The sequence below is a fragment of the Haemophilus sp. SZY H56 genome, from assembly GCF_054332415.1.
The window spans coordinates 1-24241 of sequence record NZ_JBTGNX010000001.1; the positions used below are offsets into that span (position 1 = coordinate 1).

At 37.4% G+C, this 24241-nt stretch carries 22 protein-coding genes and 1 pseudogene; 15 read left to right on the forward strand and 8 right to left on the reverse strand.

Features of this window, described 5'->3' with window-relative positions; translation table 11 throughout:
- Positions 1–102: 102 nt before the first annotated feature.
- From ACXVWP_RS00005 to ACXVWP_RS00015, 3 genes are read right to left on the reverse strand one after another with little or no spacing between them, the layout of a single operon-like run.
- Entirely contained in the window at positions 103–381 is a 279-nt protein-coding gene (locus tag ACXVWP_RS00005) for a heavy-metal-associated domain-containing protein (RefSeq protein ID WP_289901690.1), read from the reverse strand.
- Positions 382–390: 9 nt separating this feature from the next.
- The gene (locus ACXVWP_RS00010; protein ID WP_005695901.1) at positions 391–753 is read right to left on the reverse strand and encodes a mercuric transporter MerT family protein; all 363 of its coding nucleotides are present in this window, start codon (positions 751–753) and stop codon (positions 391–393) included.
- Positions 728–1834: a transglutaminase-like domain-containing protein gene (locus ACXVWP_RS00015; RefSeq protein WP_289901691.1), complete on the reverse strand. Its 1107-nt coding sequence runs from the start codon at positions 1832–1834 to the stop codon at positions 728–730. Before ACXVWP_RS00015 ends, ACXVWP_RS00010 begins: the two co-directional genes overlap by 26 nt.
- Before the next feature lie 297 nt (positions 1835–2131).
- On the opposite strand from ACXVWP_RS00015, the pseudogene ACXVWP_RS00020 reads away from it, so the two are divergent.
- From ACXVWP_RS00020 to ACXVWP_RS00045, 6 genes and pseudogenes are all read left to right on the forward strand, one after another.
- Positions 2132–4553: pseudogene (locus ACXVWP_RS00020) on the forward strand (DMSO/selenate family reductase complex A subunit).
- 10 nt (positions 4554–4563) lie between these two features.
- On the forward strand, positions 4564–5181 hold the full coding sequence (locus tag ACXVWP_RS00025) for a DMSO/selenate family reductase complex B subunit (protein ID WP_297570122.1): 618 nt from the start codon (positions 4564–4566) through the stop codon (positions 5179–5181).
- Position 5182: 1 nt separating this feature from the next.
- Entirely contained in the window at positions 5183–6022 is an 840-nt protein-coding gene (locus ACXVWP_RS00030) for a dimethyl sulfoxide reductase anchor subunit family protein (RefSeq protein WP_297570125.1), read from the forward strand.
- Between the two features lie 37 nt (positions 6023–6059).
- On the forward strand, positions 6060–6671 hold the full coding sequence (gene dmsD, locus ACXVWP_RS00035; protein ID WP_297570128.1) for a Tat proofreading chaperone DmsD: 612 nt from the start codon (positions 6060–6062) through the stop codon (positions 6669–6671).
- A 4-nt stretch (positions 6672–6675) separates the two neighbouring features.
- On the forward strand, positions 6676–7209 hold the full coding sequence (gene napF / locus ACXVWP_RS00040) for a ferredoxin-type protein NapF (RefSeq protein ID WP_297570130.1): 534 nt from the start codon (positions 6676–6678) through the stop codon (positions 7207–7209).
- Positions 7210–7280: 71 nt separating this feature from the next.
- On the forward strand, positions 7281–8351 hold the full coding sequence (locus ACXVWP_RS00045) for a TIGR01620 family protein (RefSeq protein WP_297570131.1): 1071 nt from the start codon (positions 7281–7283) through the stop codon (positions 8349–8351).
- A gap of 136 nt (positions 8352–8487) precedes the next feature.
- Here ACXVWP_RS00045 and metF read toward each other — a convergent pair whose 3' ends face one another.
- Positions 8488–9375 (reverse strand): methylenetetrahydrofolate reductase, encoded by an 888-nt coding sequence (metF, locus tag ACXVWP_RS00050; RefSeq protein ID WP_289901693.1) that lies wholly within the window; start codon positions 9373–9375, stop codon positions 8488–8490.
- A 320-nt stretch (positions 9376–9695) separates the two neighbouring features.
- On the opposite strand from metF, the gene rplM reads away from it, so the two are divergent.
- The 4 genes from rplM to ACXVWP_RS00070 all read left to right on the forward strand — a co-directional run bounded on the left by rplM (position 9696) and on the right by ACXVWP_RS00070 (position 11846).
- Complete coding sequence (rplM, locus tag ACXVWP_RS00055; RefSeq protein ID WP_049355529.1) at positions 9696–10124, forward strand: 50S ribosomal protein L13; 429 nt, start codon at positions 9696–9698, stop codon at positions 10122–10124.
- Between the two features lie 16 nt (positions 10125–10140).
- Positions 10141–10533, forward strand: coding sequence for a 30S ribosomal protein S9 (rpsI, locus tag ACXVWP_RS00060; protein WP_049355528.1), 393 nt, complete (start codon positions 10141–10143; stop codon positions 10531–10533).
- A 228-nt stretch (positions 10534–10761) separates the two neighbouring features.
- Positions 10762–11400, forward strand: a complete 639-nt coding sequence (sspA, locus tag ACXVWP_RS00065; RefSeq protein WP_126471570.1) for a stringent starvation protein SspA — start codon at positions 10762–10764, stop codon at positions 11398–11400.
- Entirely contained in the window at positions 11400–11846 is a 447-nt protein-coding gene (locus tag ACXVWP_RS00070) for a ClpXP protease specificity-enhancing factor (protein WP_126471568.1), read from the forward strand. The genes sspA and ACXVWP_RS00070 overlap by 1 nt, the downstream gene beginning before the upstream one ends.
- Positions 11847–12217: 371 nt before the next feature.
- Here ACXVWP_RS00070 and argS read toward each other — a convergent pair whose 3' ends face one another.
- The gene (argS, locus tag ACXVWP_RS00075; protein ID WP_289901694.1) at positions 12218–13951 is read right to left on the reverse strand and encodes an arginine--tRNA ligase; all 1734 of its coding nucleotides are present in this window, start codon (positions 13949–13951) and stop codon (positions 12218–12220) included.
- Between the two features lie 88 nt (positions 13952–14039).
- Between argS and ACXVWP_RS00080 the strand changes: the two genes are divergently transcribed.
- The 4 genes from ACXVWP_RS00080 (at position 14040) to dapD (ending at position 16372) form a co-directional block, all read left to right on the forward strand.
- Positions 14040–14609 (forward strand): VOC family protein, encoded by a 570-nt coding sequence (locus ACXVWP_RS00080; protein WP_289901695.1) that lies wholly within the window; start codon positions 14040–14042, stop codon positions 14607–14609.
- A gap of 4 nt (positions 14610–14613) precedes the next feature.
- Positions 14614–14913 (forward strand): hypothetical protein, encoded by a 300-nt coding sequence (locus ACXVWP_RS00085; protein ID WP_289901696.1) that lies wholly within the window; start codon positions 14614–14616, stop codon positions 14911–14913.
- 22 nt (positions 14914–14935) lie between these two features.
- Entirely contained in the window at positions 14936–15400 is a 465-nt protein-coding gene (locus tag ACXVWP_RS00090; protein WP_049355522.1) for an outer membrane lipoprotein, read from the forward strand.
- A 144-nt stretch (positions 15401–15544) separates the two neighbouring features.
- Complete coding sequence (gene dapD / locus ACXVWP_RS00095; RefSeq protein WP_289901697.1) at positions 15545–16372, forward strand: 2,3,4,5-tetrahydropyridine-2,6-dicarboxylate N-succinyltransferase; 828 nt, start codon at positions 15545–15547, stop codon at positions 16370–16372.
- A gap of 73 nt (positions 16373–16445) precedes the next feature.
- On the opposite strand, the gene tehB is transcribed toward dapD, so the two are convergent.
- Positions 16446–17306 (reverse strand): SAM-dependent methyltransferase TehB, encoded by an 861-nt coding sequence (gene tehB / locus ACXVWP_RS00100; RefSeq protein WP_297570056.1) that lies wholly within the window; start codon positions 17304–17306, stop codon positions 16446–16448.
- Positions 17307–17410: 104 nt separating this feature from the next.
- Entirely contained in the window at positions 17411–19459 is a 2049-nt protein-coding gene (gene metG / locus ACXVWP_RS00105) for a methionine--tRNA ligase (RefSeq protein WP_297570058.1), read from the reverse strand.
- Positions 19460–19624: 165 nt separating this feature from the next.
- Here metG and apbC point away from each other — a divergent pair, with 165 nt between their 5' ends.
- Positions 19625–20737 (forward strand): iron-sulfur cluster carrier protein ApbC, encoded by a 1113-nt coding sequence (apbC, locus tag ACXVWP_RS00110; protein WP_289901700.1) that lies wholly within the window; start codon positions 19625–19627, stop codon positions 20735–20737.
- Between the two features lie 274 nt (positions 20738–21011).
- Here the strand turns inward: apbC and ACXVWP_RS00115 are convergent, their stop codons facing one another.
- Positions 21012–24143, reverse strand: coding sequence for a UDP-N-acetylmuramoyl-tripeptide--D-alanyl-D-alanine ligase (locus tag ACXVWP_RS00115; protein WP_297570061.1), 3132 nt, complete (start codon positions 24141–24143; stop codon positions 21012–21014).
- Positions 24144–24241 lie beyond the last annotated feature (98 nt).

Here is a 24241-nt window from a genome sequence, read left to right on the forward strand (position 1 = left end):
GTAGTGTTTACCCATAAAAAATCTGCACCTCAATTGTTGGTTTGTTGAGTCCAACTTTTGGGGTGCAGATCAATTTTGACCGCACTTTTATTTTTTATCAGGTTACTTAACCACTTCCGCCGTATATTCCAATTTATGAATTGCATTAATTAACTGCTCATCAGCAACTTTTGGATCTTCCACAACAGTCACAGTTCTATCTTTAATGGAGGCTTTAGTGGAAATCACGCCATCAATATTGCGTAACTCTTTATTCACTAAATAAGCACAAAGCTGGCAGTTCATTTCATTCACTTTTAGCACAAGTTGCTTTGTTTCTTCCGCTTGTGCGATAGATAAAGTGAATAATGAAAGCAAAAGTGTGGTCGTTAATTTCTTCATTTTTTGTTCCTAATTAGAAAGCTCTAAAATCCACGGTAAAATGGTTGGATAAGTTAAGAAAAAGAGCATGACGATAAATACAATCCAATACAAAACAATGAGCTTTTTACGGGAAATGTATTTGCTGCAAATGATTTTTTTTGAAAACATCAGCAACCAAAAGCCGTAGGCAAAGGCGCATAATGAAACGATAAGCATAGGAATGCGTAAATAATCATATTCACCCAAGCCAATCAACCATGTGGATGACACGCCAAATACTAAATAGATTAAAGGCGCAATGCAGCACAAGGTTGATGCCACCGCAGCACTTAGTGCGGTGGCAATCGCAACCCAAAAAGATTTATTAGAGCTTTTTAGAGATGTAGTCATATTTAAATTCTTTCGGGTCAAAGGAATTTAACGGGTCGCCGCCCACTTCAGCATACGGATAGCCAAAGTTGTTGAGTGGAGCAAGTTCTGGTTGTGGATATAAATCGAAATCACGAGCATGATTAAATCCTACCCAGTTTGCTTCCCAGTTACCGAATAAGTATTTGGCAACGGCTTGTGTATCCTGATCATCAACCGATTTTTTCTCTGCTAAACGCATTTTGGCCACGTCTGCAGAATCAACAGGCACCCAGCCGAATCCCGCAAGATAGAACTCAGCACGACAATGCTGACCACCGCTTACGTTTGCTACGCCATGTTCGTCCGCGCTACCGAATGCACCTTTGGAGTATTTGCCCATTTTATCCGCTGCACCTAAACGAATACCGAAAATTTCACGAGCAGGAATACCGCTGGCACGAGCAAGTGCAACGAAAACAGAGTTAATATCAGTACATTTACCTTTTAACACACCAGTGGTCAGAATTTTTTCTACATCACCATCGCCACAGCCTAAAACGGAATTATCACGTTCCATATTATTGACGATCCATTGGTGAATCAACTCAGCTTTTTTCAATGGATTAGTTTCAGTGCCCACAATTTTATCGGCGAACTGTTTCACAATGCCATCAGTTTTAATATGTTGAGTCGGTTTTAAATATTCTTGTACATCAACAGAATAGTGAATATCTTTTGGTGGTTTGTAATTTTCTAATGCACCTTTAACCATTGGTTCACGATCTTTGGTTTCAATCACCATTGTGATTTTTAAATCGCGTTTTTGTGCATCTTTATCCCAAGTCGCAAAGAGCGTTTTCGCACCATATTTGTTGTTTTCTGTCACATAGGCATCCAAATAGTTACCTTCAAAATGGATAGATTTTACCTGTTGATACTCACCATTAAATGGTAAAGGCACCCACAGATTCGCTTGTCCTTGCGAACCTTTTGGCGCAACTAAATCATAAGTTTGAGTGAATTCATACAGATGAGAATCGGTATTGTAGTTTGGAATGTCGGTATTGGCGTAAGCCATAGAACATGCGGAGAGCACCGCAGTGGCGATAAGTTTCTTCATGAAAAGATTCTTCTAGTTAGTTAACAGTTAAAACTTAACACATTAGATAAACTAATTGTGGATTAGCCTATAGTAAAAGATTTTTAAAGATAAAGTCAATTGATGATTTAGACGAAGTAATAACTAAATGATTAATAATAGTTATCATTATTTCATTTTGATTTAGATCATATTATCGCTAGTTAAGGTATACCTATTTTTGATTATGTGATTGGAGTCAATATTTTGACATATGAAAGATGTTATTAATTAACTTATTTCAATGATTACTCAATCTGACTGTGGGGGGACGATATTATGAGTAATTTTAATCAAGTAAATCGCCGAAGTTTCTTAAAGGCGTCATCTATTGGTACGGCTGTCGCGGTAGCAGATATTACATTACCTTTTAATGTGATGGCTGCTGATGCACCAAAAAATACGCAAGAAAGTGAAGAAAAAGTGGTATGGAGTGCATGCACTGTAAACTGTGGGAGTCGTTGTCCATTACGTATGCATGTTAAGGATGATCGGATTACATATGTAGAAACAGATAATACTGGAACAGATACTTATAATCTTGATCATCAGGTGCGGGCCTGTTTACGTGGACGTTCTATGAGACGCCGTGTGTATAACCCAGATCGTTTGAAATATCCTATGAAGCGAGTAGGTAAACGAGGAGAAGGTAAATTTAAACGAATTAGCTGGGATGAAGCACTGACGGAAATTGCCGATGCACTTAAACGCAATATAGCTAAATATGGTAATGAATCCATATATTTAAACTATGGAACAGGCACGCTTGGTGGGACAATGACCAAATCTTGGCCACCAGCATCTACAATGCTTGCGCGTTTTATGAACTGTATCGGTGGATATTTAAATCATTATGGTGATTATAGTACCGCACAAATTGCAGTGGGGTTAGATTACACTTATGGTGGTGGTTGGGCTCTAGGCAATGGAATGGCGGATATCGAAAATACCAAATTAATCGTGTTATTCGGTAATAACCCAAGTGAAACTCGTATGAGTGGAGGTGGATTAACTTACTGTATTGAACAAGCAAAACAGCGTTCCAATGCAAAAATGATTTTGATTGATCCACGTTATACTGATACTGGAGTGGGACGTGAGGACGAATGGATACCGATTCGTCCAGGTACCGATGCTGCATTAGTTTCTGCACTAGCATATGTGATGATCACCGAAGATTTAGTTGATCAACCATTCTTGGATAAATACTGTGTGGGCTATGATGAGAAAACGTTACCAGCAGATGCGCCAAAAAATGGTCATTATAAAGCTTATATTTTAGGTGAAGGAGATGACGGTATTGCCAAAACGCCAGAGTGGGCATCGAAAATTACAGGTATTCCAGTAGATCGGATTATTAAACTTGCTCGTGAAATCGGTAGTACTAAACCAGCGTTTATTTCTCAAGGCTGGGGACCACAACGCCGTAGTAATGGAGAGTTGATTTCCCGTGCTATTGCTATGTTACCTATTTTAACGGGTAATGTAGGTATCCATGGTGGTAATACGGGCGCTCGTGAAAGCGCATATAGTATCCCATTTGTGCGTATGCCGACTTTAGAAAACCCTGTGAAGGCAAGTATTCCAATGTTTATGTGGACTGATGCGATTTTTCGAGGCACAGAAATGACCGCACTTACTGATGGTATTCGAGGTGTAGATAAATTATCGGCCCCAATTAAGGTAATTTGGAACTATTCTAGTAATTGCCTTATCAATCAACATGCACAAATTAATCGCACACATGATATTTTGCAGGATGAAAGTCAGTGCGAAATGATCATCACGATAGATAATCACATGACCTCTACTGCGAAATACAGTGATATTTTGCTACCAGATTGTACGACTTCCGAACAAATGGATTTTGCATTAGATGCGTTCGTTGCGAATATGGCGTATGTGATTTTTGCCGATCAAGTCATTAAGCCATCTTTTGAATGTCGCACTATTTACGATATGTTGAGCGATCTGGCTGATAAAATGGGGGTAAAAGATAAATTTACTGAAGGTCGAACACAAGAGGGATGGTTGCGATACATTTATGAGCAATCTCGTGAAAAACTGCCAGAATTGCCAACCTTCGAAGAGTTTAGACAACAAGGTATTTTCAAAAAAAGTAGATCCGAATGGTTTTAAAGTTGCATACAAGGATTTCCGTGATGATCCTGAAGCACATCCGCTAAAAACACCATCAGGAAAAATTGAAATTTATTCTTCACGTTTAGCTGAAATTGCTAAAACTTGGAAGTTAGCGGAAGATGAAGTGATTCATCCTTTACCTGTTCATGCACAAAGTTTTGAACATTATGGTGATCCATTAATGGAAAAATATCCACTACAACTCAGCGGTTTCCACTACAAAGCAAGAACCCATTCTACCTATGGTAATGTTGATGTTATAAAAGCAGCAAACCCACAGGAAGTATGGATGAATCCGATTGATGCTGAACCTCGTGGTATTAAAAATGGCGATATGATTCGTATTTTTAACGATCGTGGTGAGGTGCGTATCCATGCAAAAGTCACTCCGCGTATTATTCCAGGAGTCGTTGCCTTAAGTGAAGGTGCATGGTATGCACCAGATAAAGATCGCATAGATCATTCAGGTTGCGTTAATGTGTTGACTACCCAAAGACCATCACCGTTGGCAAAAGGTAACCCGCAACATTCTAATTTGGTTCAAGTGGAACGCTTGTAGGAGGTGAAGTATGAAACAATATGGTTTTTATTTTGATTCAGATCGCTGTACAGGCTGTAAAACTTGCGAATTAGCCTGTAAAGATTACAAAGATTTAGGTACAGACGTAAATTTTCGTCGGATTTATGAGTATACAGGGGGAACTTGGAATCAGCAATCGGATGGCTGTTGGCATCAAGATGTATTTGCCTATTACATGTCTATCTCTTGTAACCATTGTGAGAATCCAGCGTGTACTGCAGTTTGTCCAACGGGAGCAATGCACAAAAATGAAGATGGTTTTGTTATCGTAAATGAAGAAACTTGCATTGGCTGTCGCTATTGTCATATGGCATGTCCTTATGATGCACCACAATATGATGCTCAAAAAGGTCATATGACAAAATGTGATGGATGTTATTCTCGAGTTCAAGCAGGGCAAAAACCAATTTGTGTTGATGCTTGTCCATTGCGAGCTCTTGATTTTGCACCGATTGATGAGTTGCGAGCTAAATACGGCGACCAAGCTTCCATTGCGCCGTTACCACCAGCAGAGATTACTCATCCAAATTTAGTGGTGAAACCAAACAAAAATTCCCGTCCAAGTGGTGACACAAGTGGATTCTTAGGCAATCCAAGAGAGGTGTAAGATGAACGCTGGATTACATGAACTTCCATTAGTCTTTTTCACAGTATTAGCTCAAAGTGCGGTCGGAGCTTGGCTTATTTTTACTTTCGTGCTACTGGGTGAAAAAAATGAGAAAAGTCTAACTTACATTCATAAAGCGATGTTTGTAATTTTAGTTATTTTAGGTTTATGTTTTATTGCCTCTGTCATGCATCTCGGAACACCGATGCGCGCATTTAATTCACTTAATCGTGTCGGTGAATCGACGATGAGTAATGAGATCGCTGCTGGTGCAGTATTCTTTGGCTTGGCTGGGTTATATTGGGTGATTGCAATTTTAGGTAAAATGCCTGCTTTCCTTGGAAATGTGTGGAGAATTTTGACCGCACTTACTGGGCTTTGCTTTATGTATATGATGAATCAAGTTTATCATATTGTTAGTGTGCCTACTTGGAATACCGTTTTAACTTCTTGGTCATTCTATCTCACTGTGGCATTAGGTGGTTTGGCATTAGCCTATGCACTTTTAATGTCAAATAAACAACGAAGCTACCAACTTAACTTTGTACCTGGTTTATTTGCACTTGCAGTGTTATGTGCTGCCGTGGTTTGTATATATCAAGGCTTTAATTTACAAGGTATACATAGTGCCATTCAAAATGCCTCAGCTCTCGTACCAGATTATGCGTCGATGACAGCGGTACGTTTATGCTTGTTAGCTATTACATCATTCCTATTATTCCGTACTAAAAATATTAGTTTGTTATGGTGTGGTGTAGTTTTAACTTTGATTGCTGAAGGTATTGGACGTGCATTATTTTATGGATTACATATGACTTACGGTATGGCGATTGGCAGCTAATATTGAAATAAAGTGCGGTTAGGTTTTCGGAGATTTTATGCAAAATACATTCCACCAAATTTCCCTTTATGGGCGTCTACTTGGTTCATCCTTTTATTATGAACCAAGTGATTCACGTATTGCCAGTGTCCTAGAGTTCTTTCGCCAACCTAATTGGACGCAAGAATGGGAAATTCCGTTGGAGGAAAAAACAAACGAAAAATTGACCGCACTTATTAAACATGGTTTAAAACAAGATCTTACAGAGCAATATCAAAATCTCTTTATTGGCCCAAATGAATTGCTTGCTCCTCCTTGGGGGTCTGTTTATCTAGATCCTGAATGTGTGATTTTTGGTAATTCGTTACTAGCATTACGTGATTTCTTAAAAAATCACCAAATTGCTTTCCAATCAAAGCAAGATGAGCCAGAGGATCATATTGGACTAATGCTGATGTTGGCGGCATATCTTGTAGAAACTCGACCACACTTATTAGTCGAGTTTTTAAGCCAGCATTTATTTACTTGGGCGCCATACTTTCTCACTAAATTGGCGAATGTTGAAAATCATCCGTTTTATCAAGGCTTAGCGCAACTTACCTTAATTACACTCGATGATTGGAAACAGAAATTAAGTCTTTCGGTGCCAGACGTTCGTTTTTATCGTTAATGCTATGAGTACAAATTGTAAAGACGAAGCTTATTATCAAGCATATTTAACGCATCATCATATATCTCGGCGTGGGTTATTTAGAGGAGTGCTTGGTGCAACGGAGGTGCCGCAAGAAAAGCAAATCCGTAAAGTTCATCGACCGCCATTTTCAGCTCGAGAAGATTTGTTTTTGGCTGTTTGTAATGGCTGTGGTGATTGTGTTTCAGCCTGCCCCAATAATTTATTGCGTCTTGTGCATAACAAAACTGAATTAGATATTGAGTATATGGCTTGTGATCTCTGTGGTAAATGTGCAGAGGCATGTCAAACCCATGCACTTTATCCCTATTTTCCCGCTGATACAGGACTTCGTCCAAAATTTGGAAAAGACTGTATTACACTTCAAGGGCAGTCTTGCGATGTTTGTCGAGAAAGTTGTTCTCAAAAGGCTATTCGAGCCGATTTATCATTAGTTCCCGATCTATGTAATGGCTGTGGCGAATGCAAAATCTCTTGTTTTATTTCAGCTATTTCTCTAATTTTGTCTAAAAATTAATTCAATATTAAGGTGAGATTATTATCATTTTGCATTAGAATTTACCCATATTTATCATTCATCAATACAAAATGACAAAACAAATTTTCACACAATCTCACCAACCCGAAGAGGAAGAAATTCTGCCTAAGCAAGAATTTCATAATGTTGAAACCACCATTGATAACGAACCTTTAGAAGGGGAGTTGTTGGATGAGCAATTTGAGCAAATTGTGAAGCCTAAATCGAGTGGTTGGAAAACGGCTTTGAAATTGACCGCACTTTTATTTTTAGGGGCGACGGTTGCACAATCTGTTCAATGGATTTGGGATAGTTATCAAAACCAACAATGGATTTATCTTGCTTTTGCCTTGGTGAGTTTTATCGTTGTGTTGTTTGGTTTATCTGAAATCATCGCAGAATGGCGACGTTTGGTGAAACTTAAAAAACGTTTGAATTTACAAGAACAAAGTCAGCGATTAATTGGTGAAAGTGCGGTCGAAAATCATCAAGTTTTTTCTGAACAGGATAGTGAGAAAGGAAAAGCTTTGTGTTTATCGATTGCCGATACCTTAAAATTGGATTCGCAACATCCTGCAATTGTCCAATGGGAAAAGCAGCTTAATGAAAGTTATTCTGCTCGCGAAGTTACCCATTTATTTAGTCAAACAGTGTTACAGTCTTTTGATAAAAAAGCGAAAAAACTGATTACTAAAATGGCAGCAGAATCCGCTGTGATTGTGGCAATCAGTCCTTTAGCTGTTGTTGATATGTTTTTTATTGCATGGCGAAATATTCGTTTAATCAATAGAATTGCGGCGATTTATGGGATTGAGCTAGGGTATTTTACCCGTCTTCGTTTGCTCAGAATGGTGTTAGTGAATCTTGCTTTTGCAGGGGCAACGGAGATTGTGCAAGGCTTAGGAATGGATTGGCTTTCTCAAAATATTACTGCAAAACTTTCTGCACGAGCGGCACAGGGGATTGGCGTGGGATTATTGACGGCTCGATTGGGCATTAAGGCGATGGAGTTTTGTCGTCCTCTTGCATTTGATAAAGCAGAAAAGCCAAAGCTTTCTCATGTTCAAAAAGAATTGCTGACGGTAATGAAAGATGTTGTGCTAGGTAAAAATAAAGCAAGGGAAAAAGAGGATGTATATTAAAAACTTCAATTCAGAACTGATACGCACCTAATCTTGAATAAATATCAATAATTAGGTGCTGGTTTTATGATGTCCCTGAAAAGAGGGTTACGTAGGAGAATTCTATCTATAGCTTGAATTTAGTTTAGCCGAATATTTAATTAGACTTAGGGCGAATGCCTAATGTATGGCAAATCGCATAAGTCAGTTCACTACGGTTTAATGTATAAAAGTGGAAATCGTTTACGCCTTCACGAGAAAGAATTTTTACCATCTCCATTGCGATGCTTGCTGCAACAAGATTACGAGTCGTTGGATCGTCATCTAATCCTTCATAAGCCTTAGTCAACCATGCTGGAATTTTTACATTCGTAAACGATGCCATTTTTTGAAGTTGTTTAAAGTTGGTTACAGGGAGAATGCCAGGTACAATTTCAGCATCAATGCCAATAGACGCACAGCGATCACGGAAGCGAAGGTAATTATCAATATCAAAGAAAAATTGAGTAATGACATGATTGGCACCGGCATCAATTTTACGTTTTAAATTGATTAAATCTGCTTGCGCTGATTTTGCTTCAGGGTGAACTTCTGGATATGCGGCAACCGAGATATCAAAATCAGCTACGGAGCGGAGTAGTTCAACTAGGTCAGCTGCATAGAATGGTTTCTTTTCATAACCTTTTGGTTCATCACCACGCAATGCGACGATGCGACGAATACCGCTATCCCAATAATCTTTTGCAATTTCTTTTAATTCTTCAGGTGTCGCATCAATACCCGTTAAATGAGGAGCGGCTTCTAAACCTGTTTCTGCTTTAATGGCTTTTACTATGCTATGTGTACGATCACGTTCACCAGAGTTTGCGCCATAGGTTACGGAAACAAATTTAGGATTTAATTCTTTTAAGCGATGAATAGAATCCCAAAGCATACTTTCCATTTTTTCATTTTTAGCAGGAAAGAACTCGAAGGATACATTGATTTTTTTGTTAATGTCGGCAAGATGTTGGTTTAATGTGTCAATTTCTTTTGCGTAGCTCATAGCATGCTTTCTCATATTTTTATTAGAATGCATTTATCATGAGATAAGAATAAACATGCGTCAATTTCAATTGTTTCATAAAAATCATGAAATTAATTAATGTTTATTTTTGTGTTCTATAAATAAAATGAGTTTTTTGAACAAAAAGTTAGCATTTTTATTGAAAATAGGTATAATATGCCGACCCTGTAAATACACAGATTCCCACTGTGTATTATTTTATCGAGATCACACTCGAAGGGGTGGAGATTAAGATTAATGGTTGTGTTTCAATCAATATGGAACACTGGGTATCAAACTTATATTTTGGTAATTAATTAATGAAAACTTTTGTAGCAAAACCAGAAACAGTAAAACGTGACTGGTATGTGGTAGATGCGACAGGTAAAACTTTAGGTCGTTTAGCTACTGAATTAGCGCGTCGTCTTCGTGGTAAACACAAGGCTGAGTACACTCCACACGTAGATACTGGCGATTACATCGTTGTTATCAACGCAGATAAAGTGGCAGTAACTGGTCGTAAAGAAACAGATAAACTTTACTACTGGCACACTGGCTATGTAGGTGGTATCAAACAAGCGACTTTCAAAGAAATGATCGCTCGCCGTCCTGAAGCGGTGATTGAAATTGCGGTTAAAGGTATGTTGCCAAAAGGTCCATTAGGCCGTGCAATGTTCCGTAAATTAAAAGTGTATGCGGGTGCAGAACACCAACACGCAGCACAACAACCACAAGTATTAGACATTTAATCACGAGGTTTAGGAAATGGCAGAGAATCAAAACTACGGCACAGGTCGCCGCAAAAGCTCTTCAGCTCGTGTATTTATCAAACCGGGCAGTGGTAAAATCACTATTAACCAACGTGGATTAGACGTATATTTCGGTCGCGAAACAGCTCGTATGATCGTACGTCAACCGTTAGAATTAGTGGAATTAACTGATAAATTAGACCTATACATCACTGTTAAAGGTGGTGGTATTTCTGGTCAAGCGGGTGCAATCCGTCACGGTATCACTCGTGCATTAATGGAATATGATGAGACTTTACGTCCTGCTCTTCGTGCAGCTGGCTTCGTTACTCGTGACGCACGTCGCGTTGAGCGTAAAAAAGTGGGTTTACACAAAGCACGTCGTCGTCCACAATACTCCAAACGTTAATTTTTATTATCGTTTCAAGAAAGCAGAGAGCAATCTCTGCTTTTTTTATGCTTGTAAAAAGTAAGTTAAATAAAAATCACCGTTCTTTGATTTTTCATTTTGCTATCTAACCGTTTGATTTTAAAGTGAAAATAAGAAATTATTGGCGATTTGTCTATCATTTATGTTAAAATAGTCGTCAATTTTAAGTAGAAGTATATAGATTATTTTGGATCTTCGGAGGAATAAATGTCCAATGCATCGAATAAACGTTCAGTAATGACTCTTTTTTCAAATAAAAATGACATTTACTGTCATCAGGTTAAGATTGTCTTAGCTGAAAAAGGAGTTGCTTACGAAAACGAGGAAGTGGATTTGCAAGCATTATCAGAAGATTTAATGGAATTAAATCCTTACGGTACACTACCGACTTTAGTAGATCGTGATTTAATATTATTCAGCTCACGTATTATTATGGAATATCTTGATGAGCGTTTTCCACATCCGCCACTAATGCCAGTTTACCCAGTAGCTCGAGCTAAGAGCCGCCTGTTGATGTTACGTATTGAGCAAGATTGGTATCCGACATTAGAAATTGCTGAAAAAGGTACTGGAGTTGAGCGTGAAGAAGCGTTAAAACAGCTAAAAGAAGAATTGTTAGCGGTATCTACAATTTTTCAACAAACGCCTTATTTTATGAGTGAAGAGTTTGGTTTAGTAGACTGTTATATTGCACCATTACTCTGGAAATTACGTAATATGGGTGTTGAGTTTACTGGTACAGGAAGCAAAGCAATTAAAGGTTATATGGATCGTGTGTTTAGCCATGACTCATTCTTACAATCAGTGGGTGAAGCTGCGCCTAAAAATTTAATGGATGACAAATAATGGCCAATTTATCTTCTCCAAAACGACCTTATTTGCTAAGAGCCTATTATGATTGGTTAGTGGATAACGATTTCACACCATATTTAGTTGTAGATGCCAATTATTATGGTACTAATGTGCCTGTAGAATATGTAAAAGATGGACAAATTGTCTTAAATCTTTCAGCTGGAGCGACAGGAAATTTACAATTAACGAATGATTTTATTCAGTTTAATGCACGTTTTAAAGGTATTTCTCGTGAGTTATATATTCCGATGGGAGCGGCTTTAGCTATTTACGCTCGTGAAAATGGTGATGGTGTAATGTTTGAGGCAGAAGAAATTTACGATGAATTAAACCGAGAGCCAATATCTGAACAGCCCTTAAGCTTTTCTGAAGCTGTAGATAAGCCTAGACTTAAAAATAAAATACAAAAATCAGCATCTCATTTACGAATTGTTGATTGATAAAGAAAAAGAGTAGCTCTAAATGAGTGATCTTTATTAGGAACTGATGATATGATATCGAAGTCAGTTCCTTTAATTTTAGTTGAATATATTGATGATGATAATGAGTTAAACAACTCTCAACTCTATCAATTATGTTTCTATTAGCTATTCATAACAATATATTATTTTTAACTCTACTTAAAAATTAAATCACTTCATCATATACTCGATATCCTTATTATTTACATATAAATAACAAACTGTGAATGGACAGATGACCATAATTAAAATTCTGTTATAGAGTTTCTTTATAATAAGGGCTGCACCTCATTTGTTGATTTATTTAGTTCAACTTTTTCGGGTGCAGCTAGCTTTTTGTATCGACTTTTTTACATTTTTTCAATTGTCTTAATGCCTAATAACTCTAGACCTTGTTTTAAGGTTTTCTCTGTAAGAGAAGCGAGTTTTAAACGGCTTAATTTTACGTTTTCATCTTTTGCATTTAAGATTGGGCAGTGTTCATAGAATGAGGAGAACACACCTGCCAATTCATATAAATAAGCACAGAGCACATGCGGTGTACCTTCTTTGCCCACTGTTTGAACGGCTTCTTCAAATTGAAGCAATTTGATGGCCAATGCACGTTCTTTTTCATCAGAAAGCTGAATCTTAGCTTCGGCAAGTGCGGTTGGATTCACATCTGCTTTATTGAAGATAGAACGAATACGCGTGTAAGCATATTGCATATAAGGCGCAGTATTACCTTCAAAGCTAAGCATATTGTTCCAATCGAATACATAGTCAGTCGTGCGGTTTTTAGAAAGATCTGCATATTTCACCGAGCCAATACCAACCGCTTCAATAACCGCTGTTTTTTCATCGTCAGATAAATTGGTATTTTTCTCGTTGATTAATACAGTTGCACGTTCAATCGCTTCATCTAATAAATCCGCTAATTTTACTGTACCGCCAGTACGAGTTTTGAATGGTTTACCATCTTTACCTAACATCATGCCAAAGTTTTTATGTTCAAGTGAGAAGCTGTCTGGCACATAACCTGCTTTACGCGTAATTAACCAAGCTTGTTGCATGTGTTGGCTTTGACGAGTATCTGAGAACACTAATGCTCGATCCGCTTTTAAGGTTTCATAACGATATTTAGCCGCAGCAATGTCAGTAGTGGTATAAAGGAAACCACCATCTTTCTTCTGAACGATAACGCCCATTGCTTCGCCTTCTTTATTCTTGAATTCATCAAGATAAACTACTAATGCATCTTCATCTTCAACGGCTAAACCTTGTTTTTTTAGATCTTCAACGATAGCAGGTAACATCGGGTTGTAAAGGCTTTCACCCATTACATCTTTTTCGGTTAACGTGACATTTAAGCGATCATAGTTGCGTTGGTTTTGTTGCATGGTGATATCAACTAATTTTTTCCACATCGTGCGGCAATATTCATCTCCACTTTGCAATTTCACCACATAGTTACGTGCTTTTTCAGCGAAAGCTTCATCTTCATCATAGTGTTTTTTCGCTTCGCGATAGAACGCTTCAAGATCTTGAAGTTCCATTTCGCTCGCATGTTCATTTTCCATTTTTTCAAGATAAGCAATGAGCATACCAAATTGGGTACCCCAGTCGCCTACGTGGTTCGCACGAATAACGTTATGACCTAAAAATTCAAGGGTACGAACAACGGCATCTCCGATAATGGTAGAACGTAAGTGACCTACGTGCATTTCTTTCGCAACATTTGGTGAAGAATAATCAATTACAATGGTTTGTTTTTCATTTACACTTACACCAAGATTTTGATCTTTTAATGCGGCAGAAACATTATTCGCTAACCAAGTTGGATTTAAGAAAATATTGATAAAGCCTGGGCCAGCAATTTCAGTTTTTTCGGCAACATCAGAAAGATTAGAATGCTCAAGTACTTTTTGTGCAAATTCACGTGGGTTTAAACCTAGTTTTTTAGCAGCAGCCATGATGCCGTTTGCTTGATAGTCACCAAATTGCGGTTTACCAGATTGACGAATAAGTGCATCACATTGTTCATCTGCACCAGCTGCAATCATCGCTTGTTTAATTTTATCGGATAAAATAGATTGAATATTCACGGTTTTTCCTAATCTTGAAATTGAATAATGAAAATAATCGGCTATGATACCGTTGTTTATAGATTTCTCAAAGTAAGAGTAGTAGAAAATGTCAAATTTAATGGAAAAATCGAGCGCACTTTATCAAGAGTTACCTTCGTTTAAGGAAAAAATTCAACAATTAGCTGCTGTAATGAAAATTAATTTAACCGATTACCAAATTGATCATTTAGCTTTAAGAGCAAATAGTAAAGAAAAAGCAAAAAATTGGCTGACAGAATTATTAAAGTACGGTAAAATTTTAAGCAGTAATATCGTCAATCATCGTCCTATCTATTTGATTGAATTAGATGAACCAGTTAATTTTATTGGTCAACCTGTCGATGTTATTGAATTACCTTTCCCTAAAAATAAACAATATCCCCAAGAAACTTGGGAACATATTGAGATTGTAATGCCGTTTTTACTTAATGAATCTGTGGAGAGTTGGGTTAATCGGATTTATAATACTTTTTTATGGAAGGAAATAACTCAATTAACCATGAAAGTGAGTGAGCCTAAAGTGGAAGGGGAGCAATTGCCTAATCCATCCATTGCAGTAAGTTTTGTTGATAAAACAGAAAATTACGTTTGCATAAAGGTTCATCCTTATGCGATAAAGAAAATACTTGAGGGTTAATATAATGAAAAAAGTTGCCTTAGCATTAATTGTTTTATTTAGCTTAGGTTTATTTGCATGTTCATCTCAATTAAAAAAAGATGAGTATACGTATAAAGGACAAATTATTTTTACTGAAGCTCAGGGGAATGATATAAAATTAACCCTTCGAAAGAATGATTGTTCATACAAGCAAGAAGGCGAAACAGAAGTAATCGTTCAAAAATACGATTCAACTCTAGTAACAGGAGTCTGTGCGAAAGTCTCTGGAGATAGGCAAGGCGTAAAAAATATTTCGACGTGGTCTCCAAGAAATCCAATTTAATTAAATTTTAGAAGGTAGTTTTATGAAAAAAATAACAGTGGCGTTAGCACTTATGATGTCTATTGGTTTAACTGGCTGTGCTAATACCGATATTTTTAGTGGTGATGTATATGAAGCTGGGCAGGCGAAAGAAGCGCGTTCAATTAGCTATGGTACGATTGTTTCTGTTCGTCCAGTTAAAATTCAAGCCGATAATCCTGGCGTAATTGGTACTGTTGGTGGCGGCGCACTAGGTGGTATTGCGGGTAGTACAATTGGTGGCGGTACAGGCCAAGCTATTGCAACAGCGGTTGGTGCAATTGGTGGTGCAATGCTCGGTAGTAAGGCTGAAGAAAAAATGAGTCAAGTGAATGGCGCAGAACTTGTTATCAGAAAAGATAATAACGAAGAAATTGTAGTCGTTCAAAAAGCAGATCCTAACTTTAAAGCGGGTCGTCGCGTAAGAATCGTTGGTGGTTCATCATTAAATGTTTCTGTTATAAACTAACGTAAACAAGAACTAGAAAAAAGCGAGCCATTAGGTTCGCTTTTTTTATATTTGAAATCAAAAGAAAACGTAGTTGTTTTGCTTGAAAGTCAAAAATATGATAAAACTATAAACCGTTATTTCATATCGACAATAGGAAGCAAAATGTCAAATTTACAACAAATTATTGAAGCAGCATTTGAAAAACGTGCAGAAATCACACCTAAAACTGTTGATGCACAAACTCGTGCAGTAATCGAAGAAGTGATCGAAGGATTAGATAGCGGTAAATACCGTGTTGCAGAAAAAATTGATGGTGAATGGGTGACACATCAATGGTTGAAAAAAGCCGTATTATTATCTTTCCGTATCAATGATAATCAAATTATTGATGGAGCAGAAACAAAATACTATGACAAAGTGGCATTGAAGTTTGCTGACTATACCGAAGAGCGTTTTGCTCAAGAAGGTTTCCGTGTCGTACCTTCTGCAACAGTACGTAAAGGCGCATACATTTCTAAAAACTGTGTATTAATGCCATCTTATGTCAATATCGGTGCATACATAGGTGAAGGTACCATGGTCGATACATGGGCAACTGTTGGTTCATGTGCACAAATTGGTAAAAACGTACACTTATCTGGTGGTGTAGGTATCGGTGGTGTGTTAGAGCCATTACAAGCAAACCCAACCATTATCGGTGATAACTGTTTTATCGGTGCACGTTCTGAAGTTGTTGAAGGTGTGATTGTGGAAGATGGTTGTGTGATCTCTATGGGCGTATTCATTGGTCAATCAACGAAGATCTACGATCGTGAAACAGGTGAAGTATTCTATGGCCGCGTTCCTGCTGGTTCTGTAGTGGTATCAGGTAGCCTTCCATCTAAATGTGGTAAATACAGCTTATACTGTGCAGTGATTGTGAAAAAAGTTGATGCAAAAACTTTAGGTAAAGTAGGTATCAACGAATTATTACGTTCTATTGAAGAGTAATAAAAAAATTTTATAAAAAATGACCGCACTTTATTTGACGAAGCGCGGTCATTTTCTTTTCTAAATTAGCAAATTATTTTTTTCTTGCTAGCATTGTCGCAAATTTTAATTTAATGCGATTGCCGTTTTCATCAGTTTTGTGTAATTCGCCCATATTTTCGTTATATTCTAAGAATTCCCAATCTTTGTAGTATTCTTTTAACTCACCTTCCGAGAACGTAAATGAGAAGGAGAGTGGGCAAGGCACCTCGGGCGTAGACATCGCGGCTACAATTAAGTTATAACCACCTGGGTTGGTGTGTTCTTGCATATTCTTAATAATGGCAGGAATTTGCTCACGATTTAAGAACATAAATACCACGGTAGATAAAATGAAGTCGTAGTTTTCTTGAATATTGGCAGTGTTAATATCATAAACAGCAGTCTTAATATTCAAGTTTTCTTTGTCTTTAGTTTCGTTCAAGAAGGCGATGCTGTTTTCGTTATGATCCCAAGAGGTTACGTCATAGCCTTTTAAACTTAAATAAAGGGAATTACGACCTTGTCCGCAGCCTAAATCTAGCACTTTACAAGGCTTAATAATTTTAGCCGCATCAACTACATCACCGTGCGTTGCAGTCATATTATATTTTTTGCTGAAGTAATCTTCTTTTGTGCAATAGAAACCAAGCGTACATTCTAAGTCATCAGAAAGTGCTTCAACTCGGTGCCAGGCTTGTGGCTCGACAAACGGAATGTTACTTTCTGGGGTGAAAATATGTTCAGCAATGACATCGCCATCTTCGGTTAGCTCATAAAACTTAAGTTTACCCTTTAGTACGGTGAGTTTTCCCCAAGCCCCCACTTTAGTATTGTGTTTTTCTTGGAACATTTTAGGTAATTTATCTTTTGTCCAAACCGGCATTTGTTTATAGCAGATAAGTTCGTTTGTCATAATGAATTCCTGTTAATTTGCATGATAAATAGCTGATTGATATGGTAGGGTATTTGATTCTGTTTGGCAATAAAAAAGGCGACCGAAGTCGCCTAAATATTAAATTATTTTACTTGCATACCCGCAGTAACACCGCTATCAGCTGAAAGTAAGAATAAATCACTTCCGCCAGTACCAGCAGAAAGAATCATCCCTTCCGATACACCGAATTTCATTTTACGCGGTGCAAGATTTGCAACCACAATAACAAAACGACCTTCTAATTCTTCAGGTTTGTTGTAAGCCGCTTTAATGCCAGAGAACACTTGGCGAGTATGGTCACCTAAATCTAATTCAAAACGTAAGAGTTTGTTTGATTCTGGTACGGCTTCGCACTTCAGTACTTTTGCCACACGCATATCGATTTTAGCAAAATCATCAATGGTAATGGTGTCAGCAATCGGTTCGACATTTGAAAGTGCGGTTGGTTTTGCCGCTGTTTTTTCTGTCGCTCTATTTGCTTCAGCGAAAAGTGCTTTAGTTTCTTCTACAACAGCATCAATTTGTTTTTTCTCTAAACGCGAGAAAAGCGCTTTAAATGGCGTAAGTTGATGACCTAATAGTGGTTGTGCAATATTATTCCAAGTTAGTTCTGTTTGTAAGAACGCTTCTGCACGTTCAGCCAGTTTTGGAAGAACCGGTTTTAAGTAAGACATTAATACACGGAAAAGCTCGATACCCATTGAGCAAACCGCTTGTAATTCTGCCTCTTTGCCTTCTTCTTTTGCAATGACCCAAGGGGCTTTTTCATCAATATATTTATTGGCTTTATCGGTTAATGCCATGATTTCACGAATCGCTTTGTTGTATTCGCGGCTTTCATAATAAGTAGCGATTTGTTCAGCTTGTGCGGTGAATTCATTGAAAAGCGCCTCGTCTTCTAATTTCTCTGCTAATTTGCCTTCAAAACGTTTTGTGATAAAGCCCGCATTACGAGACGCTAAATTGACTAATTTATTAACGATATCTGTGTTTACACGTTGAACGAAATCTTCCAAATTGAAATCGAGATCTTCGATGCGATCGTTTAATTTCGCTGCGTAGTAGTAACGTAAACATTCAGGATCAATGTGATTTAAATAAGTGCTGGCTTGGATAAATGTACCGCGTGATTTTGACATTTTGGCGCCATCTACGGTGACATAACCGTGTGCAAACACATTGGTTGGTTTACGGTATTCGCTCCCTTCTAGCATTGCTGGCCAGAACAGACTATGGAAATACACGATATCTTTACCGATAAAGTGATAAAGTTCTGCATCGCTGTTTTCTGCCCAGAATTCATTAAAATCAATGCCTTCACGATCGCAGAGATTTTTGAAAGAAGCCATGTAGCCAATTGGCGCATCCAACCAAACATAGAAGAATTTATCTTTTGCACCTGGAATTTCAAAACCAAAATAAGGTGCATCACGAGAGATATCCCATTGTTGTAAGCCACTTTCAAACCATTCTTGCATTTTGTTTGCAATTTCAGGTTGAAGTGAGCCAGAGCGAGTCCATTCTTTTAACATGCCTTCAAAAGCGGGTAAGTCAAAGAAAAAATGTTCAGATTCTTTGACGATTGGTGTTGCTCCTGACACTGCAGAACGTGGATTAATTAAATCCATTGGGCTATAAGTGGAAGCACAAACTTCACAGTTATCACCGTATTGATCTTCTGCTTTACATTTCGGGCAAGTGCCTTTCACAAAACGATCAGGCAAGAACATATTTTTTTCAGGATCGAATAACTGAGAAATAACTTTACTCTTAATAAAGCCATTAGCTTTGAGTTTATTGTAAATTTCTGCGGTAAGCTCTTTGTTTTCTTCGCTGTGAGTGGAATGATAGTTATCAAAACTAATATTGAAACCTGCAAAATCACGTATGTGATCAGCTTTTGCTTTTGCAATTAATTCTTCTGGTGTAATGCCTAATTTATCGGCATTAAGCATAATTGGTGTACCGTGCGCATCATCAGCACAGACAAAATGAATTTTATTGCCACGCATACGTTGGAAACGTACCCAAATATCCGCTTGAATATGTTCTAACATATGGCCTAAATGAATGGCGCCATTTGCATAAGGTAATGCACAAGTGACTAAAATTTTACGAGGTTGAGTTGTCATTATTTTTCTCTTATTCTTTTTGCAAAAATTGCGAGTATGTTACCCGATTAGTGCGATTTTTTCTAGTTTAGTTATACTTTTAGCTTAACATTTGAGGTGTAAAAGGGGTAGAATATCCCTGACAAATTTACTCTACTACCTACCACTATTTATTAAAGGAATATTATGGCAACTGCTTTTTCTGAAAATTTAACGGCGGAACAACAATCTCAAGTTCTGCAAGTTTTTCAACAATTCCAACATCCAAGTTTGCAAAAAGACTTAATCGCCTTAAATACTTTGAAGAAAGTAGAAAAAGGCGGTGACGTGTTACGTATTGAATTACAATTGCCTTTTGCATGGAACACTGGCGTGGAGCAAGTGAAACAACAGCTTTCTGATACGTTATTAAAAGTGACAGATAGCAAAGAAATCAAATGGGTGGTGAATTATCAAATCGCCACGTTAAAACGTGCGAATAATCAACCCGCAGTAAAAGGTGTGAAAAATATTATTGCTGTTACCTCTGGTAAAGGCGGGGTAGGGAAATCATCTGTTTCAGTGAATCTAGCTTTAGCTTTACAAGCTCAAGGTGCTCGTGTGGGAGTTTTAGATGCGGATATTTATGGTCCATCTGTTCCGCATATGTTAGGCGCTCCACATCAACGCCCAACTTCACCAGATAACCAACATATCACCCCGATTAAAGCGCATGGTTTATCTGCAAACTCGATCGGTTTCTTAATGGATGAAGATAATGCGACTATTTGGCGTGGTCCAATGGCAAGTAGTGCATTAAGTCAGCTTTTAAATGAAACCTTATGGGATAGCTTAGATTACTTAGTGATCGATATGCCACCGGGTACAGGTGATATCCAATTAACACTTTCACAACAAATTCCTGTAACGGGTGCGGTAGTGGTCACAACACCACAAGATATTGCTTTATTAGATGCAGTGAAAGGTGTATCGATGTTTGAACGTGTGTCTGTACCAGTGTTAGGTATTGTGGAAAATATGTCTATGCATATTTGTAGCAATTGTGGCCATCACGAAGCAATTTTTGGCACTGGTGGTGCAGAAAAAATGGCACAAAAATACAATGTGAAAGTATTAGGTCAATTACCGTTGAATATCCAAGTTCGTCAAGATTTGGATGCGGGTAAACCAACCGTAGTTGCAGCACCAGACAGTGAAATTGCGAAATCTTTCTTAGATTTAGCGGAGAAAGTATCAACTGAGCTTTACTGGCAAGGCTCTGTCATCCCAAGCGAAATTTTATTTAGAGAAGTGAAATAGAATGAAAAATTAGGCTATGTATATAGCCTTTTTTCTAATAAGTTAATTTTGACAGCACTTTTTGAAGGAATTAGCGATAGTTGAACGTCTATATGAGAAGTTGAGCAGAAGGGGATAGCGATTAAACGTTTAGTTTTTCTTCTTTAAGAGATACCCACAAACGGAGTACTAACTTGAATAGCTGTACTCCGCATTTTTTGATGTTACTTTATAACAAATATTGATACAGCGTTTAATGTTATTGTTTAGTTAAGCACATTTAGTGGGAGATTAATCAAATTCTCTTGAATAAACTATGTAAACCAACACCATTAGAGGCTTTTAAGAAGACATGATCTCCAGTTTGAGCGATCTTCGCTAAATGCTCAGTAGCAGCAATTTTATCTTTTGCGGTAAGAACAATTTTATCTTGTGTCTCTAGCCATTTTGCATGTTTACACATTTCTTTTCCAACTAAAATGATACGTTTAATCGGTAATAAGGCAATCCGTTCTATTATTAAGCGGTGTAAATGTTCGCTATTATGACCAAGTTCTAACATATCACCTACTACGAGAATTTTGAGATCAGAATTTATCATATTATCGGCAAAAGCCTCTAAAGCAGCTTTCATTGATAATGGATTAGCATTATAGGCTTCATTGTATACTGTTACTCTGTGTCCCTCAATTTCACTCATAAATATATTACCTCGACCATCTACCGCTTCAAATTCTTCTAATGCCGCTACAATCTCTTTCAAGGAAAATTTTTCAAGATAAGCTACGGTTAATACGGCTACAGCATTGAGTGCCATATGGCGACCAGCAGTTTTAAGTTTTAGAGAGAGCTTTTCGTTATTAATGGATATCGTTGCAATACCTTTCTCATATGAGAGTAAACGCATGTCGGCATTTTTTGACTCCCCGTAACTGATAACCTTTAAATCTCGCAGTGCTGCTTTTTCAGCAATTAGGTCAAATTGATTGATATCACGACAAATAATTGCATAACTGCCAGGCTTCATAGCATCAAAAATACGCGCTTTTTTTAGAGCAATATTTTCAACATTATCATGATACTCTAAATGAGCAGGTGCAATGTTGGTGATCAAAGCAATATCAGGGCGAGTAATTTGAGAATTTAATGTCATTTGACCGATAGCCATTTCCATCACCCAATAATCAAGATCTGAACGCAATGAAGCCATATTCCATGCTATACCGATCGGGAGATTGGCACTCTTAATTGTATGGCCCACTTGCTTGCTTGATTTTAATGCGGTAGCCATCATTGCTACTGTTGTTGTTTTACCTGCACTACCAGTAATTCCTATAACACGTCCAGAAAAATGTTTGCGAGCCCAAGCGCCTAAATCAAGTGTAGCTTGACGAACATTTTGAACTTGTAATACGGGAATACCAAAATCTAGATAGTGAGTTGAATCGTCAGTGATAATACCGCAAGCGCCTTTACTAATAAGGGAACTAACGGAAGGTAATGTTAAAAAACCTTTATCCATATTTTTACCGCGAGCGACTAATAAGCTGCCAGGTTTAAATCCCAATGTATGTATTGCAACACCTGTCGCTAGCCAATCATTTGGAGGTGGAATTATCCATTTGCCAGACGTAGCTGCTGCAACACCTTGTGCAGTCAAACTACAATGAGGAGTGACTAAATCAGTACCTGTTTTTTGTGCCGATTTTGGATAGTTATTATTTGACAGTAGTTGATGATAAGCCACCAAGCCCGATAAATAATGCTCTACATCGTCTATGCGGACACGAAAAGCATGGTGACGAATAAACGCTCCCCATAAGATCGAGGATGGGAATTTGTAGAACATTGCTATTTCAGGGAAAAATATCCCATTAAGTAGATAATTAGCTCGAGTGTGCAACGCATGATAAAACTGACCGACATCAAATCCATCTAGTACATGAGCAAATTGTGGAAATTCATCAAGTTTAAGTAGCATTTTATGAAATGCCATGCTTAATTCGAGCAAGGTAGGAAATGTCGTAATACGTTTTTCAATAAAATGGGTGTAATCTTTTATATTATCTACGGCAAAGCGGAAATATTTTTCGGCTGGACAATGTTGAATTAACTCATTAGAACAATAAGATAACCAGTGATCATGTGTCTTATGATGTCCTGCTGAAATAAAATAATTGAAAGCATTCATTACAATATCTAGCCAACGATGATTTTGAGTGAGATTATATAGACGCATCAGACCAAATGCAGCTTCACCATCATAATAAATTACCCTGTTTTTGGCTATAATCGATAAATCGGTGGCGTTTAAAATATGTACGAAACTACCATCGGATTGTTGCATAAATGCAATTCCTTCTGCTAAGGCTTCAGCTAGAGTAAGATAATGCTTGTTATTTGGGCTATCAGGAAAAACTTGAATATATTTTACTAATGCTAAAATGGCTACGGCATTGGCACCAAGCTTAATTTCATTATTAATTTCTATTACATAAGCTAAGTTATTTGGATAATAACGAATAAAAGATTTAATAAAATATTCTAATGTTGCCTCGATTTGCTGTTTTAGCTTAGCTAAATTTCCAGTTTGATATGTTCTACAAAATTCATAACCTTCAATTAGTGCGTAAGTACTGCTTGCATGACGTAAAGTATTATATGTGTTTATAGTTCGTCCAAATACAGGAAAATAACCATATTCGAATCTGCCATTTTCCTTTACTTGATTACCCAAATAGGTGGTGAGATTTTTTATAATTGGTTGTAAATTATTTTTATCTAACGGTTGTAGTTCCCGTCGACCGTGTTGGCGAGGCGTTGTAGATAGGCGGTGTAGTTCTTTCGTGGACAAATCCATAAAGATACCATCCGTTGAAAAAGTTAGGATTTCCATGCTATCTGAAAATTCAGGCATTTCACTGCTGCCATGCCGAGCTTTTAAATAAGCTTGTAAATTCTTTTTATTAACTTCAGCAACACCAACATCAGCTCCATTATAAAAGCATGCATGTGCATTGAGCTCCATTTCAGAGCAGAATAGCCATGGATATTTTTTTCCTTTAAAAGCAATACCTTTACGAAAATAATTACGTTTGTATTTTCTTAATTCTTGTTGTAATGCTTCCCATGTTGTTTCTTGTGTAGAGCTTACCCACTCTAAACGTAACCATCTTAATGGTGCATTGAATTTTTGAGCTAGCTTTTCTAGATGAAAAGTAATATCAGTTTCACCTAAAGATAATAGCTGAAAACTTGTTGTTTTAGCGCGCGTTATACCATCTGTTGCGGATAATAGCCAATAATTGGACAATTGATGATTATGAGTAGAGGATGATATGTTTTGCAGTGTCTCACATAATTTTTGGGAGATCTTAGCCAAGTCATGTGTGGATGACACTGAAATATCAGAGCAAAATAAAGTCATAGTTTTATCACAATAAATAATGATTAATAATGGTAATGAAAATACGTCTATTTCAGTTGATGAAATGACAATCGAAGTTATTATAAGCTTATTTTAAT